12 protein-coding genes are annotated in these 15,710 nt (G+C 64.8%); 3 read left to right on the forward strand and 9 right to left on the reverse strand.

Annotation, left to right across the window (positions count from 1 at the left end):
• Nucleotides 1-24: 24 nt before the first annotated feature.
• From nirB to IEX78_RS08285, 3 genes are all read right to left on the reverse strand, one after another.
• Nucleotides 25-2,562 carry a nitrite reductase large subunit NirB gene (nirB, locus tag IEX78_RS08275; protein ID WP_188828342.1) on the reverse strand — a complete coding sequence of 846 codons (2,538 nt, stop codon included), beginning with the start codon at nucleotides 2,560-2,562 and terminating at the stop codon, nucleotides 25-27.
• A gap of 31 nt (nucleotides 2,563-2,593) precedes the next feature.
• The gene (locus tag IEX78_RS08280; RefSeq protein ID WP_188828343.1) at nucleotides 2,594-4,027 is read right to left on the reverse strand and encodes a nitrate/nitrite transporter; all 1,434 of its coding nucleotides are present in this window, start codon (nucleotides 4,025-4,027) and stop codon (nucleotides 2,594-2,596) included.
• Between the two features lie 237 nt (nucleotides 4,028-4,264).
• Nucleotides 4,265-5,521: a CynX/NimT family MFS transporter gene (locus IEX78_RS08285; RefSeq protein ID WP_229683810.1), complete on the reverse strand. Its 1,257-nt coding sequence runs from the start codon at nucleotides 5,519-5,521 to the stop codon at nucleotides 4,265-4,267.
• Between the two features lie 64 nt (nucleotides 5,522-5,585).
• On the opposite strand from IEX78_RS08285, the gene IEX78_RS08290 reads away from it, so the two are divergent.
• Entirely contained in the window at nucleotides 5,586-6,266 is a 681-nt protein-coding gene (locus IEX78_RS08290; RefSeq protein ID WP_188828345.1) for a FadR/GntR family transcriptional regulator, read from the forward strand.
• 135 nt (nucleotides 6,267-6,401) lie between these two features.
• Nucleotides 6,402-7,877 (forward strand): MFS transporter, encoded by a 1,476-nt coding sequence (locus IEX78_RS08295; protein WP_188828346.1) that lies wholly within the window; start codon nucleotides 6,402-6,404, stop codon nucleotides 7,875-7,877.
• A gap of 61 nt (nucleotides 7,878-7,938) precedes the next feature.
• Here IEX78_RS08295 and IEX78_RS08300 read toward each other — a convergent pair whose 3' ends face one another.
• From IEX78_RS08300 to IEX78_RS08310, 3 genes are all read right to left on the reverse strand, one after another.
• Nucleotides 7,939-8,793 carry a TIGR02569 family protein gene (locus IEX78_RS08300; RefSeq protein WP_229683811.1) on the reverse strand — a complete coding sequence of 285 codons (855 nt, stop codon included), beginning with the start codon at nucleotides 8,791-8,793 and terminating at the stop codon, nucleotides 7,939-7,941.
• 79 nt (nucleotides 8,794-8,872) lie between these two features.
• The gene (moeZ, locus tag IEX78_RS08305; protein WP_373291589.1) at nucleotides 8,873-10,048 is read right to left on the reverse strand and encodes an adenylyltransferase/sulfurtransferase MoeZ; all 1,176 of its coding nucleotides are present in this window, start codon (nucleotides 10,046-10,048) and stop codon (nucleotides 8,873-8,875) included.
• 75 nt (nucleotides 10,049-10,123) lie between these two features.
• The gene (locus tag IEX78_RS08310; protein ID WP_373291547.1) at nucleotides 10,124-11,179 is read right to left on the reverse strand and encodes a DUF3152 domain-containing protein; all 1,056 of its coding nucleotides are present in this window, start codon (nucleotides 11,177-11,179) and stop codon (nucleotides 10,124-10,126) included.
• A 177-nt stretch (nucleotides 11,180-11,356) separates the two neighbouring features.
• Here IEX78_RS08310 and fasR point away from each other — a divergent pair, with 177 nt between their 5' ends.
• Nucleotides 11,357-12,019 (forward strand): HTH-type transcriptional activator FasR, encoded by a 663-nt coding sequence (gene fasR, locus IEX78_RS08315; RefSeq protein ID WP_188828349.1) that lies wholly within the window; start codon nucleotides 11,357-11,359, stop codon nucleotides 12,017-12,019.
• 75 nt (nucleotides 12,020-12,094) lie between these two features.
• Here fasR and IEX78_RS08320 read toward each other — a convergent pair whose 3' ends face one another.
• The 3 genes from IEX78_RS08320 to IEX78_RS08330 all read right to left on the reverse strand — a co-directional run bounded on the left by IEX78_RS08320 (nucleotide 12,095) and on the right by IEX78_RS08330 (nucleotide 15,677).
• Complete coding sequence (locus IEX78_RS08320) at nucleotides 12,095-12,322, reverse strand: DUF3107 domain-containing protein (RefSeq protein WP_188828350.1); 228 nt, start codon at nucleotides 12,320-12,322, stop codon at nucleotides 12,095-12,097.
• Nucleotides 12,323-12,507: 185 nt separating this feature from the next.
• Nucleotides 12,508-13,743 carry an Rv3212 family protein gene (locus IEX78_RS08325; protein ID WP_188828351.1) on the reverse strand — a complete coding sequence of 412 codons (1,236 nt, stop codon included), beginning with the start codon at nucleotides 13,741-13,743 and terminating at the stop codon, nucleotides 12,508-12,510.
• A gap of 23 nt (nucleotides 13,744-13,766) precedes the next feature.
• Entirely contained in the window at nucleotides 13,767-15,677 is a 1,911-nt protein-coding gene (locus IEX78_RS08330) for a DEAD/DEAH box helicase (RefSeq protein WP_188828352.1), read from the reverse strand.
• Nucleotides 15,678-15,710 lie beyond the last annotated feature (33 nt).

Genomic DNA, 15,710 nt, shown 5'->3' on the forward strand with positions numbered 1-15,710 from the left:
CCCTGTTTCCGCAGGGTTAAGTGTCTATTTCCCGGACACTGCTGTGCCGACGGGCACACTCGGGAGCCCCAAAAGCACAGGCACCTTGCGGTCACCACTGTCATCGAATGAGATGGTCGAATCGGCCTCGTCAGGGGCGTTGACGAACGAGACAAAGCGCGAAAGCTTGTTCTCGTCCTCCAGTACCGCGGCCCATTCGTCCTTGTAGCCGTCGACGTGACGGTCCATCGCCGCTTCCAGGTCGGCGGCGATGCCAAGGCTGTCGTCGCATACGACGGCCTTCAGATAGTCTATGCCGCCTTCGAGCGCCTCCTGCCAGGGCGCGGTGCGCTGCAGGCGGTCGGCGGTGCGGACGTAGAACATCAGGTAGCGGTCGATGTAGCGGATCAGCGTTTCGTCGTCGAGGTCACCGGCGAGTAGCACCGCGTGCTTGGGTGTGAGGCCGCCGTTGCCGCCGACGTAGAGGTTCCAGCCGTGTTCGGTCGCGATCACGCCGACGTCTTTGCCGCGCGCTTCCGCGCATTCGCGGGCGCAGCCGGAGACGGCGAGCTTGATCTTGTGCGGCGAGCGCAGACCCCGGTAGCGCTTTTCCAGCAACACGGCCATGCCGACCGAGTCCTGCTGGCCGTAGCGGCACCACGTCGAACCGACGCAGCTCTTCACCGTGCGCAGCGACTTGCCGTAGGCGTGACCCGACTCCATGCCGACGTCAACGAGGCGCTTCCAGATCAGCGGCAACTGTTCGACGCGCGCGCCGAACAGGTCGATGCGCTGACCACCGGTGACCTTGACGTAGAGGCCGAATTCCTTCGCGACCTCGCCAATCACGATCAGCTGGTCAGCGGTGACCTCACCACCGGGCATGCGCGGAACAACCGAGTAGGTGCCGTTCTTCTGCAGATTCGCGAGGAAGTGGTCGTTGGTGTCTTGGAGCGCGGCCTGCTCGCCTTCGAGGATGTGGTCGCTTGAGGTGGACGCCAGGATCGACGCGACGGTCGGCTTGCAGATGTCGCAGCCGGTGCCTTTGCCGTAGCGGGCGATGAGCTCGGAGAACGTGCGAATGCCGGTGACGGCGATGATGTCGAACAGCTCGGCACGCGACTGCCCGAAGTGCTCGCACAGCGCCTTCGACAGCGCGACGCCGCTCTGCTCAAGCAGCTTCTTGATCATCGGGACGCAACCACCGCAGGACGTGCCCGCGTTGGTGCAGCTCTTGACCGCGGGAATGTCGCAGGCACCGTCGGCGATCGCGCCGCAGATCGCGCCCTTCGACACGTTGTTACACGAGCAGATCTGGGCGTCGTCGGGCAGCGCGTCGGCACCGAGTTCGGCACCGGCGGGCGAGATGAGCGCGGCAGCGTCGGCGGGCAACGGGCGGCCGACGAGCGGGCGCAGCGCCGCGTACTGCGACGCGTCACCAACGAGGATGCCTCCGAGCAGGGTCTTGGCGTCGTCGGAAACGACGAGCTTGGCGTAGGTGCCCTTCGCAGCGTCATGCAGGACGACCTCAAGCGCGCCCTCGGACGTGGCGTGCGCGTCACCGAAGGAGGCGACGTCGACGCCCATCAACTTGAGCTTGGTCGACATGTCAGCGCCGGGGAAGGTGCCTTCGCCGCCGAGGATGCGGTCAGCGACGATTTCGGCGGTGGTGTAACCGGGGGCGACGAGGCCGTAGCAAACGCCTTCGATCGCGGCGCATTCACCGATCGCGTACACCGACGGGTCGGAGGTCTGCAGCGCGAGGTCGGTGAGAATGCCTCCGCGAGCACCGATTTCGAGGCCGGATGCCTTCGCGAGCGCGTCTTGCGGGCGAACGCCTGCCGAGAAAACGACGAGCGACGCCTTGATCTCACTCTCATCGGACAGATGGATAGTCACCTTGTCCGAACCGGTTTCGTCGATCGAAACAATCTTCGCCGTGCCAACACCCGTGTGCACGTTAAGGCCGATATCGGTGACCAGCTTCTCCAGAATCGCACCACCACCGGCGTCGACCTGGGCTGGCATCAGCCGGTTGTTGTACTCGATGACGTGCGGGACCATGCCGAGCAGGCGAAGCGCGTTCGCGGCTTCGAGACCGAGCAAACCGCCACCGACGACGACACCGTGCGCGCCCGGACCGGCTGCTTCGGCGGCGGCGCGGATGCCGTCGAGGTCGTCGATTGTGCGGTAGACGAAGCATTCGGGCAGGTCGTGGCCGGGAACCGGCGGCACGAACGGGTACGAGCCGGTCGCCATGACAAGCGCGTCGTAGGCGATGACGGTGCCGTCGGTGCTGGTGACGGTCTTGGCGGCCAGGTCGATCGACTCGCCGCGCTGGCCGAGTCGCAGGTCGACGAGTTCGTCGCCTTCGTAGGTATTGCCTGGCAGCGCTAGATCGTCGGGATTCCAGTTGCCGACGTAGTACGAAAGACCAACGCGGTCGTAAGCGGGAAGTGCTTCTTCGGAAAGCACGATGATCTGCCACTGACCGGCTTCGTCACGCGAGCGCAGAGCTTCAACGAAACGGTGTCCAACCATGCCGTGTCCGACGACGACCACAGTTTTGCGCTGAGTGTTCATGAGGATGTCCTCCTAGAGAAGTGGTCGCCGGTCAGCGGCGAGTAGTAGCGGATTCCGCTGCGCGGACCAGGTTTTCGGCTTCGACAACCACATCGGAGTCGATGAGAGAGGTGCTTGGCCTGCGTAGGAAGACCGCCCAGGTAACCCCGGCGCACGCGACGTAGAAGCCGAGGAAGATCAGGAACGCCGTCGTCGCGGAGTTCGTCGTCGCATACGAGGTGCGAAGCGCGAGGTTGATGCCGACGCCGCCGAGCGCACCGATCGCGCCGACGAAACCGATGAGCGCGCCCGCGCTGTTCTGCGACCAACTTGCCTGCTCATCGGCGGTACCGGGACGCGACTTCGACTTGGCGTCGAACACCGACGGGATGATCTTGGTGACCGCGCCGTTGGCGAAACCGGAAACAAGGAACAGGGCGATGAAGCCGGTGACGAGCGCGGTCATCGTCGCGCCTTGGGCGACGCCATGCGCGGCGTCAGCGCGACTGCTCGCGACAACAACGATCGACGTCGCGATCATCAGGCCGAAGAACGAAGCGATCGACACCTTCGCGCCACCGACGCGGTCAGCGACCTTGCCGCCGTAAGGACGGGCAAGCGAACCGAGCAGCGGGCCGATGAACGCGATCGACGCGGCGTGCACGGCGGCCTGAGCGGCGGTGTCGCCGTTGGCTTTGAAGGTGATCTGCAAGATCTGGCCGAAGGCGAAGCTGTAGCCAATGAACGACCCGAACGTGCCGATGTAAAGAAACGCGATGGCCCAGGACTGCGGTATCCGAAGCGCGTCACGCATCGACGAAAGGTCGGCGCGCTGGTTGGTGAGGTTGTCCATGAACAGCGCGGCGCCGAGCGCGGTAAGGGCGACAAACACCAGGTAGATCGCGCAAATCACCGACGCGTGATCGGGGCCGAGGGTGGCGAGCACGAGCAGGCCGAGCAGCTGAATCACGGGAACGCCGATGTTGCCGCCGCCCGCGTTCATGCCGAGCGCCCAGCCCTTGAGTCGCTGCGGGTAGAACGCGTTGATGTTGGTCATCGAGGAGGCGAAGTTGCCGCCACCGACGCCAGCGAAGGCCGCGACGATCAAAAACGTCGTGTACGAAGTGCCCGGCTGAGTCACGAAATAGAGCGTGAGCAGCAGCGGAACGAGCAGCAGCAGCGCGGAGAAGATCGTCCAGTTGCGGCCGCCGAACTTCGCCGTCGCGACGGTGTAGGGGATGCGCAGGAACGCGCCGAACAGCGTGGGCACCGCGACGAGGAAGAACTTGCCTGCCGGGTCGATGCCGAACTTGTCGAACGGCATGAACAAGACCATGACCGACCAGATCGACCACACCGAGAAACCGACGTGCTCGGCGATGACCGACCACACCAGATTGCGCTTGGCAATATCCTTGCCGCCCGCCTCCCAGGCGACGACGTCTTCGGCGTCCCAGTTCTCGATGTTGTGGCTTCGCTTCCGCATGACCCCAACGGTAGGAAACGGGTATTGCCGAAATGCTGCGGGAAATGTCGCGAGAATCAACGGTTTCTCACGTGTGGGAATTCGGCAGGGTGAGATTAGTGCATTTGTTTCAAGCGTGTGACGTGACCGTTTCCGCAGGTTAGCAAGCGGCAAGAAAGGCGCGAGCGGGCCCGTGAGTGTGTGATCTGACTATCATCACGGGCACCGCACAATCGCGCAATCGCTGCGGTGAGAATTTTAATTCCAGGTGTCTTCGAGCATGCGCGGTTTGCACGCTTGCCACGCGCCAATGAGCAAAATGACGAGGGCGACACCGAGTAGTGCGAACGGCGCGCCCCAGCCGCCGGTGGCGCTATGCAGCACGCCGAATAGCAGCGGACCGACGCAGGCGATGCCATAACCGACGCCTTGGGTGAACCCCGACAGCGCCGCCGAACCCTGAGCGGTGCGGGTACGCGCGTTGATGAGGGTCAGCGCCATCGGGAACGTGCTCGGACCAAGGCCAAGGAACACCACCCACAGCAGCGGCACGCTCATCGGCGCGACAAGCAGCCCGACGAACGCGATGCCGAACAGCACGAGGCACCCGACAACAACGGGGAACGGGTTGCGCATCTTCGCGACGATCACCGGCGCGGCGAACGCGGGAATCAGGCCAATCAACGCGAACAGCCCGACCATGCTGCCGCCGAATTCGGCGCTCGCACCGGCGTCGGACAGGATTTTCGGCAGCCACGCGAACATCGCGTACGTGGTGAGCGAGGTCATGCCGAACATCGCGGCCATGCCCCACGCGAGCGGCGAACGCCACACCTTGCCCGCGGGTGCTTGCGGGACGGCGTTGACCGCGGTCTTGTCGACAACGTCATGTCCACGCCGGTCGCGCAGTACGGCGAGCCACGGAATCGCGGCAGCGAAGCCGACGATCGCCCACACGCCCATCGAGATCCGCCAGCCGTGCGACTGCGCGAGCGGCACCGCGACGAACGCGGGCAGCACGGTGGAGAGCTGAACCATGACGATGTAGAGCGAGCTGACCGAGGCGAGCTGGTCGGCGAAATACCGCTTAACCAATGGCGGGATCACGACGTTGCCGATGCCCATCCCCATGAGCGCGAGGCCCGAAAAGGCAAGCAGCCCAGCGGTATCGGACATGAAGACGCGGATCAGCGAACCGGTGCCAGCGAGCAACATCGCCGCGCACACGCTGCGCTCAAGTCCGAAGCGACGGACGAGCAGCGGCGCGACAAGGCCGGCGAGGGCAAACATAGCGGTTGGCAGCATGCCGAAAACACCGACGGTCGCGGTGCCGTAACCAACGTCGGCACCGATGCGCTCGGATAGCGGCGAGAAGGCCGTGACGGCGGAACGCAGGGTGAACGCCGACAAAATAATGGCGGCGAGTACGAGAAGGCGACCCTCGACGAGCGCCAGGCGGCGTTGTTTTGGGCTGATCGTTGGGCTGGAGACAGGTGGGGTCAGGGTCGCGGTCACTCGCAAATCATAGGATGACCCGATGATCGGGGCAATGATTTGTGAGCAGCGGTACCCTAGGGCCGTGCAACCAGTCCGGCGTACCAGCCTCATCGCCCAGGTCACCGAAGCGCTGCGGGCCGAAATCCGCGAAGGCCGATGGCCCGTTGGCCAGCGCATTCCCACCGAACCCGAACTCACCGAACTCACCGGCACCGGCCGCAATACCGTGCGCGAAGCCGTCCAAGCGCTCGTCCACGCGGGCATGCTCGAACGCCGGCAAGGCTCGGGCACGTATGTGATCGCGACGTCGGAAGTCGGTGGCACCCTCGCCAAATACTTCGCCGACGCGCAGGAACGCGACGTCCTTGAGCTGCGTCTAGCCCTCGACACCACCGCGGCGGGCTTGGCCGCCCAACGCCGCGACGACGCCGATATCGCCACGTTGCGCCGCCTCCTCGCCGAACGCGGCGAAGGTGGCTGGGCCAACGCTGACCCGGCGATGATCGCCGCCGACGTGGAACTTCATCGCGCGATCGTTGTCGCCAGCCACAATGCCGTCTACCTTGAGTTCTACGATTCCCTGCTGCCCGCGATCGAACAGGTCATTCACGCGCGCACCGCGAAATCTGACGATTCTTACGACACCGAACACGCCGAACTCGTCCAAGCCGTCATCGACGGTGACGCCGACAAAGCCATGCGCGCCACGCACTGTTTCCTCGGCTCGTTGATCGCCGAATACCCCGATCGTAAAACCACGTAACCAGCAGGTCACCGCGCCGGATTCGCGATGGTGAGTGCGTGTTGTCGTAACCGTCACCTGTTGGCATGCTCACGCAACAAGTTCCTTCTAGATTTGAGCCCGAACCCAGCTTCGAGCCCGATCGAGAGGAAGCCGATGACCGCGATCGCCGCCACCGGCAATGCGACAGAAACCCCGTCGTTCGAATATCAGAAGAAAGGCCGCTGGCTTACTTTCTGGAATCCCGATAACCCAGAATTCTGGGAGAATGGCGGCGCGAAGACCGCGAAAAAGAATCTGTACTGGTCCGTATTCGCGGAGAACCTCGGCTTTAGCATTTGGGTTATCTGGGGCAGCATCGTCACCGTGATGGGGCTGGCAGGCTTCGCCTTCATGGCCAAGGCCAACCCGAACGCGGTGAGCAACGCCCTGCTGCTCACCTCGATCCCCACGCTGGTCGGCGCGACCCTGCGCGTGCCCTACACCTTCGCCGTGCCCCGCTTCGGTGGGCGCGCGTTCACCGCGTTCAGCGCCGCGATGCTGTTCATCCCCACGCTCGGCATCATGTACTTCATCAACCAGCCGACGACGCCCATGTGGGTGTTCCTGCTGCTTGCCTCGCTCGCCGGTTTCGGTGGCGGCAACTTCTCGTCGTCGATGAGCAACATCTCGTTCTTCTTCCCCGAAGGAAAGAAGGGCGCCGCGCTCGGTCTCAACGCCGCAGGCGGTAACCTCGGCGTCGCGCAAACCCAGCTCATCGTGCCGCTGCTGATCACTCTCGGCACGGTGATCATGGCCAAGGACGCCGCGGGCTACCGCTTCGGTATCACGCTCGCCGTTGCGTTCTGGCTGCCGTTCATCCTGATCGCGACCTTCGGCGCACTGCGCTACATGGACTCGATCGCTGACGCCAAGTCCGACGGCAAGTCCTACAAGTTGGCGCTGACCAACCGGCACACCTGGGTCATGTCGTTCCTCTACATCGGCACCTTCGGTTCGTTCATCGGCTTCTCCTTCGCCTTCCCGACCCTGATCAAGGCCAACTTCCCTGACCTTGCCAAGATCGGCTGGATCACGACCCTCGGTAACCTCGCCTTCCTCGGCGCGCTTGTCGGTTCGTTCAGCCGTCCGTTCGGTGGCTGGGTTTCGGACAAGATCGGCGGCGGCGCCAAGGTCACCGTGTATGTCTTCGGTGCGATGTCGGTCGCGGTGGCGTTCATCGTCCTCGCGGTGAGCCTGAAGAGCTTCCCGCTCTACCTCATCTCGTTCCTCGGACTGTTCGTCGCGGCCGGTGTCGGCAACGGCTCGACCTACCGGATGATCCCGTCGATCTTCAACGCGACCGCCAAGAAGCACGCCTCCGAGCACGGTCTCGACCTGACTGAGGCTGCCATCTCGGCAAAGCGCCAAGCTGGCGCGGCGATCGGTGTGATCGGTGCGATCGGCGCGGCGGGCGGCTTCATCGTCCAGCAGGCACTGCGCTTGTCGAACGTGCACCTCAAGACGATGGTCCCCGCCTTCTGGGCGTACGCGGTGGTGTTCCTCGTGATGGCCGCGGTTACGTGGTGGTTCTACCTGCGCACCAACTTCGCGACTGATCGCGCACAGTCCCTCGCTTACGCGAGTGTCTAAGTCCCGCAACTGAATACGAAAGCCGCGCCCGGGTTTCCCTCCCCGGGCGCGGCTTTCGTTATTACAGCGCCAACCGAACCATGTCGGCGGTCCGAGCCAACCCCGGGAACGCTTCTGGCGTCGAGCGCGGATGTAGCGCGTGGACGGCTAGTCGAAAGATCAACGCGCGCAACAACATTTGCGGCCACTCGGGCAACGTCGACCAGCGTTCAAGCAGTCCGTCGTCGCCACCGCCCCATGCCAGCGCGTCGACGACGACAACGCCCGCCGCCCAGACCGCTGGTCGCCAGTACGGGGTGATGTCGGTGAGCCCCGGGGTGTGGGCGCCCGCGAATAAGACCGTGCCGAACAGGTCGCCGTGGACTAACTGGTCGGGGCTGCGAACCGGTTTGCGCAACGTCGCCAGTTGGGCGATCAGCTCCAGACTCCGTTGCGCGTCGGGGGTCGCGCCCGTCTGCACGCCACCCGCGCGCAGAGTGCGCAACGGCACCGACTCCCATGCCGCGCGGTCGGCCGCGACGAAAACGTCGACATCGACCCACGGCGCGACCGGAGGCTGGACGAGGAAGCGCGGACGTTCGAGTTGCGCGGTCGACTGATGCAGGCGCAGCGACACCGAGACCACCTCGTCATGCCGGGGTTCGGGGGCACCGTCGACGAAGGTGTCGGCGCGCCAACCGGAAACGACGTAACGGCCGTCGGTGGCGCGAACGGGACGGGCGAGGCGCACCCCGTCGACGGCGAGGGTCTCACGCACCTTCGCCGACCACGCGGCGCGCGCGTGGTCGGCAACCGGACTGAGTACCACGTCGCCTAGCCGCCAGCCACCGTCCCAGTCGCCAAGCGAGACCGGGGTGACTTCACGAAGACCGAACGTGGCTCGGACGTGCTCGGGAGGTTCGATGACGGTGGTCACGAGCCGTACCGTAACCCCGGCTTACATTCCGACGACCGAAGCCACGCTGGGGTTTTACCACATTGCGACCGAGCCCTATTCAGTACACCGGCAGCGATGGATCAACCTGTTTCGTCCATGCCGCGATTCCGCCTTGCAGGTGCGTCGCGTCGGCGAAACCGGCGTTTTTCAGGGCGGCGAGCGCTTCAGCTGAGCGAATTCCGGTCTTGCAATACAGCACGATCGGCTTGTGCTGCGGCAGGCCCGAAAGTGCTTCGCCCGAAAGGATTTTGTCCTTCGGAATCAAGGTCGCGCCGTCGATATTGGCGATATCCCACTCGACCGGTTCGCGTACGTCGATGAGTTCGACCTTGTCGTCGTCGAGCAAATCCTTGAGCTCGGCGGCGGTAATGGTTGACCCAACGGCGGCGAGTGCGCCCTCTTCGGAAACAACGCCGCAAAACGCGTCGTAGTCGATGAGTTCGGTGATCGGCTGACGTTCTGGATCGCGCCGCAATTTGATCGTGCGGTAATTCATGTCGAGCGCGTCATAAACCATCAGACGGCCAAGCAGCGTCTCGCCCATGCCGGTGAGCAGCTTGAGCGCTTCGGTGACCATGATCGACCCGATCGACCCGCACAGCACGCCAAGCACGCCACCTTCGGCGCACGACGGGACCATGCCAGCGGGCGGCGCTTCGGGGTAAAGGTCGCGGTAGTTGATGCCACGGCCGTCGGGCGCGTCTTCCCAGAAGACCGAAACTTGGCCTTCGAAGCGGTAAATCGAACCCCATACGTACGGCTTGCCCGCAAGCACCGCGGCGTCGTTCACCAGATAGCGCGTCGCGAAATTGTCGGTGCCATCGACGATGAGGTCGTATTCGCGAAACAGTTCGACGGCGTTGTCGGGTTCGAGGCGAATCTTGTGCAGTCGCACGTCGATTCCCGAATTGATCTCATGAATCGAATCGCGCGCCGACTCGGCCTTCGACCTGCCGATATCCGATTCGCCATGAATGATTTGGCGCTGCAAATTCGACGCGTCGACCTCATCGAATTCGACAATGCCGAGCGTGCCGACCCCAGCCGCGGCCAAATACAACAGCGTTGGCGAACCGAGACCGCCAGCCCCGATCACTAGCACCTTGGCGTTTTTGAGCCGCTTCTGTCCTTCGACGCCGAGGTCGGGGATGAGCAGGTGCCTGCTGTAGCGGGCGATCTCGTCTTTGGTCAGCTCAGCGGCTGGCTCGACCAACGGGGGCAACGTCCCGGTCAAAGACACGCTAGAACTCCTGTTCGTGTAAGAGCTGATTCCCTAGTGCTAACGATGTCGTCGAGCGGTTTCTTCCACTCACCCGCGAGGGTACGGCCACGGGTTGAAGCGGCAGTTCTTGCCGTCCGGCGCGACGACGCCGTGCGGGTCGAGCGCGGCGATGTCGTTGTTTCGCGTGCCGAAAGTCTGCTGCATCATGACCGGCGCGAGGCCGCCGTCGTTCTCACACGGCTGGTGGCTGTGATAGCCGATCGCGTGCCCAACTTCGTGATTGATTTGGTACTGCCGATACGAGCCGATATCGCCGTCGAAGGCGAGCGCGCCACGCACCCAGCGCACCTCCGACAGTACGACGCGATCGAGGTCAGCGTTGTAGCACGACGAGTCGATGGGGATTTCGAAGCCGCACGACTTGCGGGTGGTGTCGCGGGAAGTAAGCGAAAGGCGGAAATCGGGGACGCCGTTGTCGACGCGCTGGAACGCGAAACGCGGGTCGTGCGTCCAACTCTTGGGATTGCCGAGGGTGGTCTCGACCATTTTCACGACAGCGGCGTCGCCACCGAACGAGGACGTGTCGACCCCATCTTCGATTTCGACGGTGTAGCGGAACACGCGCTGGGTGCCCTGGCCGACCTGTGGGGTGCCACCGGGAACGATGTGCCAGGTGCCAGCGCCCGTTTCGGCGTACTCGCCGCCCTGCGGGAGCGCGCCTAGCGGTAGGTCGGCGGGGAACTTGCCGTCGCCGGGCGGGGCACCGATAACGCCGGACTGCTTGATCTTGGGGTTGAGCGCGCCGAAACCAGGATTGTCAAGCAGCGGGGTTGGGCCAGCGCGCATGGCGTCGACGCCGACGACAACGGTGATGATCAGCAGCACAGGCAGCGCGTACGCGCGCCAACCGTAAGTGCGGACGAACCGGCCGACGGCGCTCTGCTTCTTCGTTGGCCGTTCTGGGCTGCGTTGACGGCCATCTTCGGTGTCGTCGAGTGGGTTCCACGGTGCTCGAAGCGGCTGCCTCGAGAGATCAGCGGGCGGCTCAAGGGGGCCAAGCACCTGCAGTTCGCGCCCCCCGGTACGCCCGTCGCCGACGGCATCTCCTTCGCCGTCTGTCTGCCGTTCCGCGCGATCGGTCACTACACCAGATTCCCACACTCGCGAACCGACTCGCCGGGGCGGGGAGAATTGGTGGTCCGGTTACGGCCCGGCGAACTCGCCTCCGGTGGTAGGACAGCTATAGGGAAAACCCGCGTCGAAGTGCGTGCGGGTATCGTTGCCCAGATACCAGGCGCGCAACATCAAAAGAGAGCCGAGATGACTGACCTCGTGGACCGCATGACCTCGCGCCGATCGGTGCCCGAGCCGGTCCCCGGCAAACGCGGCACCCGCCTGCCTCGCGACGAACGCCGCCAGCAGTTGCTTGCCGCGGCAAGCGAAGTGTTTGTGCAGCGCGGCTATCACGCGGCGGGCATGGACGAGATTTCGCAGGTAGCCGGGGTTTCCAAGCCGGTCCTGTACCAGCACTTCACCAGCAAGCTTGAGCTGTACGTCGCGGTGTTGCAGAGCTACGTCGACACCCTCGTTTCGAGTGTGCGCCAGGCGTTGCGCTCCACCACCGACAACAAGCAGCGCGTGCGTGCGGCAGTTGCCGCCTTCTACGATTTCGTCGACAACGAGCAGCAGGGTTTCCGCCTCGTCTTCGAATCCGACCTCACCAGCGAGCCGCAGGTGCAGCGTCGCGTTGAGCAGGCAACCGAAGCGTGCGTCGACGCCGTATACGACCTGGTCGCCCACGATTCGGGCCTCGACCCGTACCGCGCGCGCATCCTCGCTGTCGGCCTTGTTGGCACGAGCCAGTTCACCGCCCGCTACTGGCTGGAAGCCGACCGTCCGATCCCGAAGGATGAGGCCGTCGACACCACCGTCGCGCTGGCGTGGGGCGGCTTGGCGCACGTGCCGTTGCAGAACCAGCAGTAGTTCACTAGCGCAACAGCGAGGGCGCGGTGCATCACGGCAAAAGCCGGAGCACCGCGCCCTCGCTGTTGGTGCGGTCTAGATGCTGGCGAAGCCCACTCGACCGGTGGCGGGCGAACCGATTTCCACGTAGGCGACCTTCGCCGCCTGGATCAGGAACTTGCGGCCCTTCTCGTCGGTGAGGGACACAACGCCACCCGCCCCGCTCAGCGCGCCGGACACCAACGCCTCGATCTCGTCGGGGGTCTGCGCGCTGTTGATGATGAGTTCGCGCGGGCTATCCGAAATACCGATCTTGACCTCCACGGCCAACCTCCGAACGTTGAGTCCTTCTGCTGTCGGGTCCAGGCTAGTGCAGGTCGCGACCGGCGGTGACCGCACCTTGCTGCGCTGTGAGCGAACTTCGTGAGTGCCCTTCGATGAGGGTCGCGAAACAAACGCGTGGAACTTGCCCCACGCGGCGAAAGAGTTGCGGTTGCGGCGGGCCGGAATTATGTGAGGGCGAACAGTTGGCCGGTTCGGTGTTCCAGGATGGTGTTGCCGATTACTGCCAAGCTGATTGGCTCGCCGTGGTAATCCGTGCGCGCAATTCCCAACTGGGACAACGGGGTTCCGGTTGTCGGGTCGATCAGCGTGAGGGTGTCCGGGGTCGGGAGAAGGAGTTTTCCCGCCATCATCGCTGGCGTGCCGAGCGCATCGGAGATCGCCCAAACTGGTTGCAGCGTTTGTGAATTCAGTGCGAGTAGCTGGTTGCCGGTGAAAAGGTAAGGGGTGCTACCGATTCGGATACCGACGCCCTTATCGGTGAACGGGGCTGACAGGGGGTAGGTCGCGAGTTCGTTGCCTGTTCCGTCGAAAACCGCGAGGCGGGCTGGCAGGCCGGGGGCGGTTGCGGTGTCCGGAGTGGGGGGAAGGTAAACGCCAGTCTTGTTGTCCGACACCGCCATTACGCGCGCCTCGGGGCTGTCGCTCCCCGGCAGGGTCAGCACATGCGAGCCGTACTGTTCCGGCGTCGTCGCGTCTTTCGGGGCCGGGTTGAGGACGGTCAGGCGCGCGCCCGCGTCTTGGGGGCAGCGTTCGAGCACGCTCAGTCGCGCCGAGCTCGACGCGGCCGACAGCAGCGCACACCCCTTGCGCGGCTGCGTATTTGGATTAACCGGGGCGTCGACATAGCCGTATTCGAGCGTGCGAACCAGGTCGGACCGCCACACTTCCAGCCGGTCATGGCCCAGTGCGAGTAGGTAGGTGCCGTCGCCGGTGAGCCGAATGGTGTCGTCCATGTAGCTGCTGCGCGCGGTGTAGCGCTGGCCGGTGTCGGCGGAAAGCATGGTGGTCTGGCTGCACCCGCGCTTATCGCGATAGGTCGCGATGACCATCGAGTACTGCGCCTCCACCCCGCACAGTGGCATGTCGCGCCGATACCACCACCGCTGCTCCCCACTGATCGGATCGCGCCCGCTGACGGTGCCGTTGTCGGCCGTGATGACCAGATTCCCGCCGGTCAACGCCCGCGAACTGGCCCCGTCTGGCACATGCCACCGCTCCCGCAACGCCGTCGGCAGCGCGGTAGCGGCAGCAACCGCGGGCGCGGCTTGGGCGGCAACAACTGAATCGGTGCCAGTGGCATCAGCACGCGCCCACACGACGATCGCCGCCACTAGGACAGTGACGGCGATCGTGATGGCGATGAGAATATCGGCGCGCGTCCGCCGCTCCGGTGCGAGCACGCAGGCGAGTGTAGTTGCCGCGCCTACGCCTCGGCGCTTGAGTCCGCGGCAGGCTTGCGACGGCGGCGGGTGCGCGCGGGCTTGGCTTCGGCTTCGCCCTCGCTGCTTGCCGACTCGGTGCTGGCAGCACCTTCGGTTTCGGCAGGCTTCCGACGACGGCGGCGCTTCGGCGCTTCCTCGCCCTCAGCAGGAGCCGCGTCGGCGTCGAGCGGCTTAGCCTGACGCGTGCGCGGCTTTTCTGCCTGTGCCTCATCTGCGGCCAACTCAGCGACGACCACGTCGGCAACCGCTTCAGCGTTCCTCGCACCGCGCGAACGCCGACGACGAGCTGGCTTCTCGGCGTCAGCGGAATCGGCAGCGCTATCAGCCTCAACAGCGCTCACGTCGGCAGCGGCACCGCTGGCCGCCCCACGCGTGCGACGACGCCGCGTACGACCACCAGCCGCTTCGTCGCCAGCGCCTGCGTCAGTATCAGCGCCCGATGCTTCATCGGAAACGACCGGCTGACCCTCAGCGTCGACCTTCCCGCCCCGCGTCCGACGACGCGACCGGCTGCTCTTCGTACGCTCGCCACGCTCAACAACCTCGTCGCCCGCCTCACGGCGCGGCGCGACAGCCTTGCGCACCTGACCGGTGACGCCCTCGGGAATCCCCAGGTCGGCGTACAGGTGCGGCGAGCGCGAGTACGTTTCGGCAGGCTCGGCCATGCCAAGCGACAACGCCTTGTCGATCGCGGCCCAGCGGTGCAGTTCGTCCCAGTCGATGAGCGTGATCGCGACACCCGTGCGGCCAGCGCGACCCGTGCGGCCGATGCGGTGCACGTAGGTCTTCTCGTCTTCGGGGCACTGGTAATTGATGACGTGGGTGACGTCGTCGATGTCGATGCCGCGGGCGGCGACGTCGGTGGCGACGAGCACGTCGATCTTGCCGTCACGGAACTTCTTGAGCGCCTTTTCGCGGGCGATCTGGCCGAGGTCGCCGTGCACGGCACCAACGGCGAAACCGCGCTCTTCGAGATCGTCGGCCACCTTCTGCGCGGTGCGCTTGGTGCGCGTGAAGATCATCGTCGCGCCGCGCGACTCGGCCTGCAAAACGCGCGCGACCAGCTCGGACTTGTCGAGCGCATGCGCCCGGTACACGAACTGCTTGGTGCGGTCGTGCACGGCCGAATCGTTGGCGAGCTCGGCGCGAATGTGGGTGGGGCGCGTGAGGAACGTGCGGGCAAGGGTGATGATCGGGCCGGGCATCGTCGCCGAGAACAGCATGGTCTGCCGGGCATCGGGGACCATCGTGAGGATGCGTTCGATGTCGGGCAGGAAGCCGAGGTCGAGCATTTCGTCGGCCTCGTCGAGCACGAGCACGCCGACCTTGCCCAGGATCAGGTGGTTCTGCTGCGCGAGGTCGAGTAGTCGACCGGGGGTGCCAACGACAACGTCGACGCCTTCACGCAACGCGGCGATCTGCGCTTCGTAGGGACGACCACCGTAAATCGCGGCGACCTTGAGCGGGCCCTGGTGGTTGGTGAGGTACTTGCTCGCGTTTTCCAGGTCCTTGGAAACCTGGATGCACAGCTCACGCGTTGGCACGATGATCAGCGCGCGCGGGGTGCCGTCGAGCGGGGTGGTACCAGTGTCGGCGGAAGCGACGCGGTGCAGCAGCGGCACACCGAAACCGAAGGTTTTGCCCATGCCGGTACGCGCCTGACCGATGAGGTCTTCGCCTGCGAGCGCGAGCGGCAGCGTGAGTTCTTGAATCGCGAAAGTGCGTTCGATTCCGATTTCGCCAAGGGCGCGAACGATTTCGTCGCGAACTCCCAGCTCAGCGAAACTGGGCGGGATGTGAGTGTCGTCGAGTTCGGCGGTCAACAGTGTGTCGGCCAATCCGGGTTCGGGTTCGACAGTGATCTTGCTCAGGGTTCGTGCCTTCCTCGTCATCGCATAACGCACGCACGAGGTGGGGCGGGCCGG

It is taken from the genome of Nocardia camponoti, assembly GCF_014646135.1.
Lineage (GTDB): Bacteria > Actinomycetota > Actinomycetes > Mycobacteriales > Mycobacteriaceae > Nocardia > Nocardia camponoti.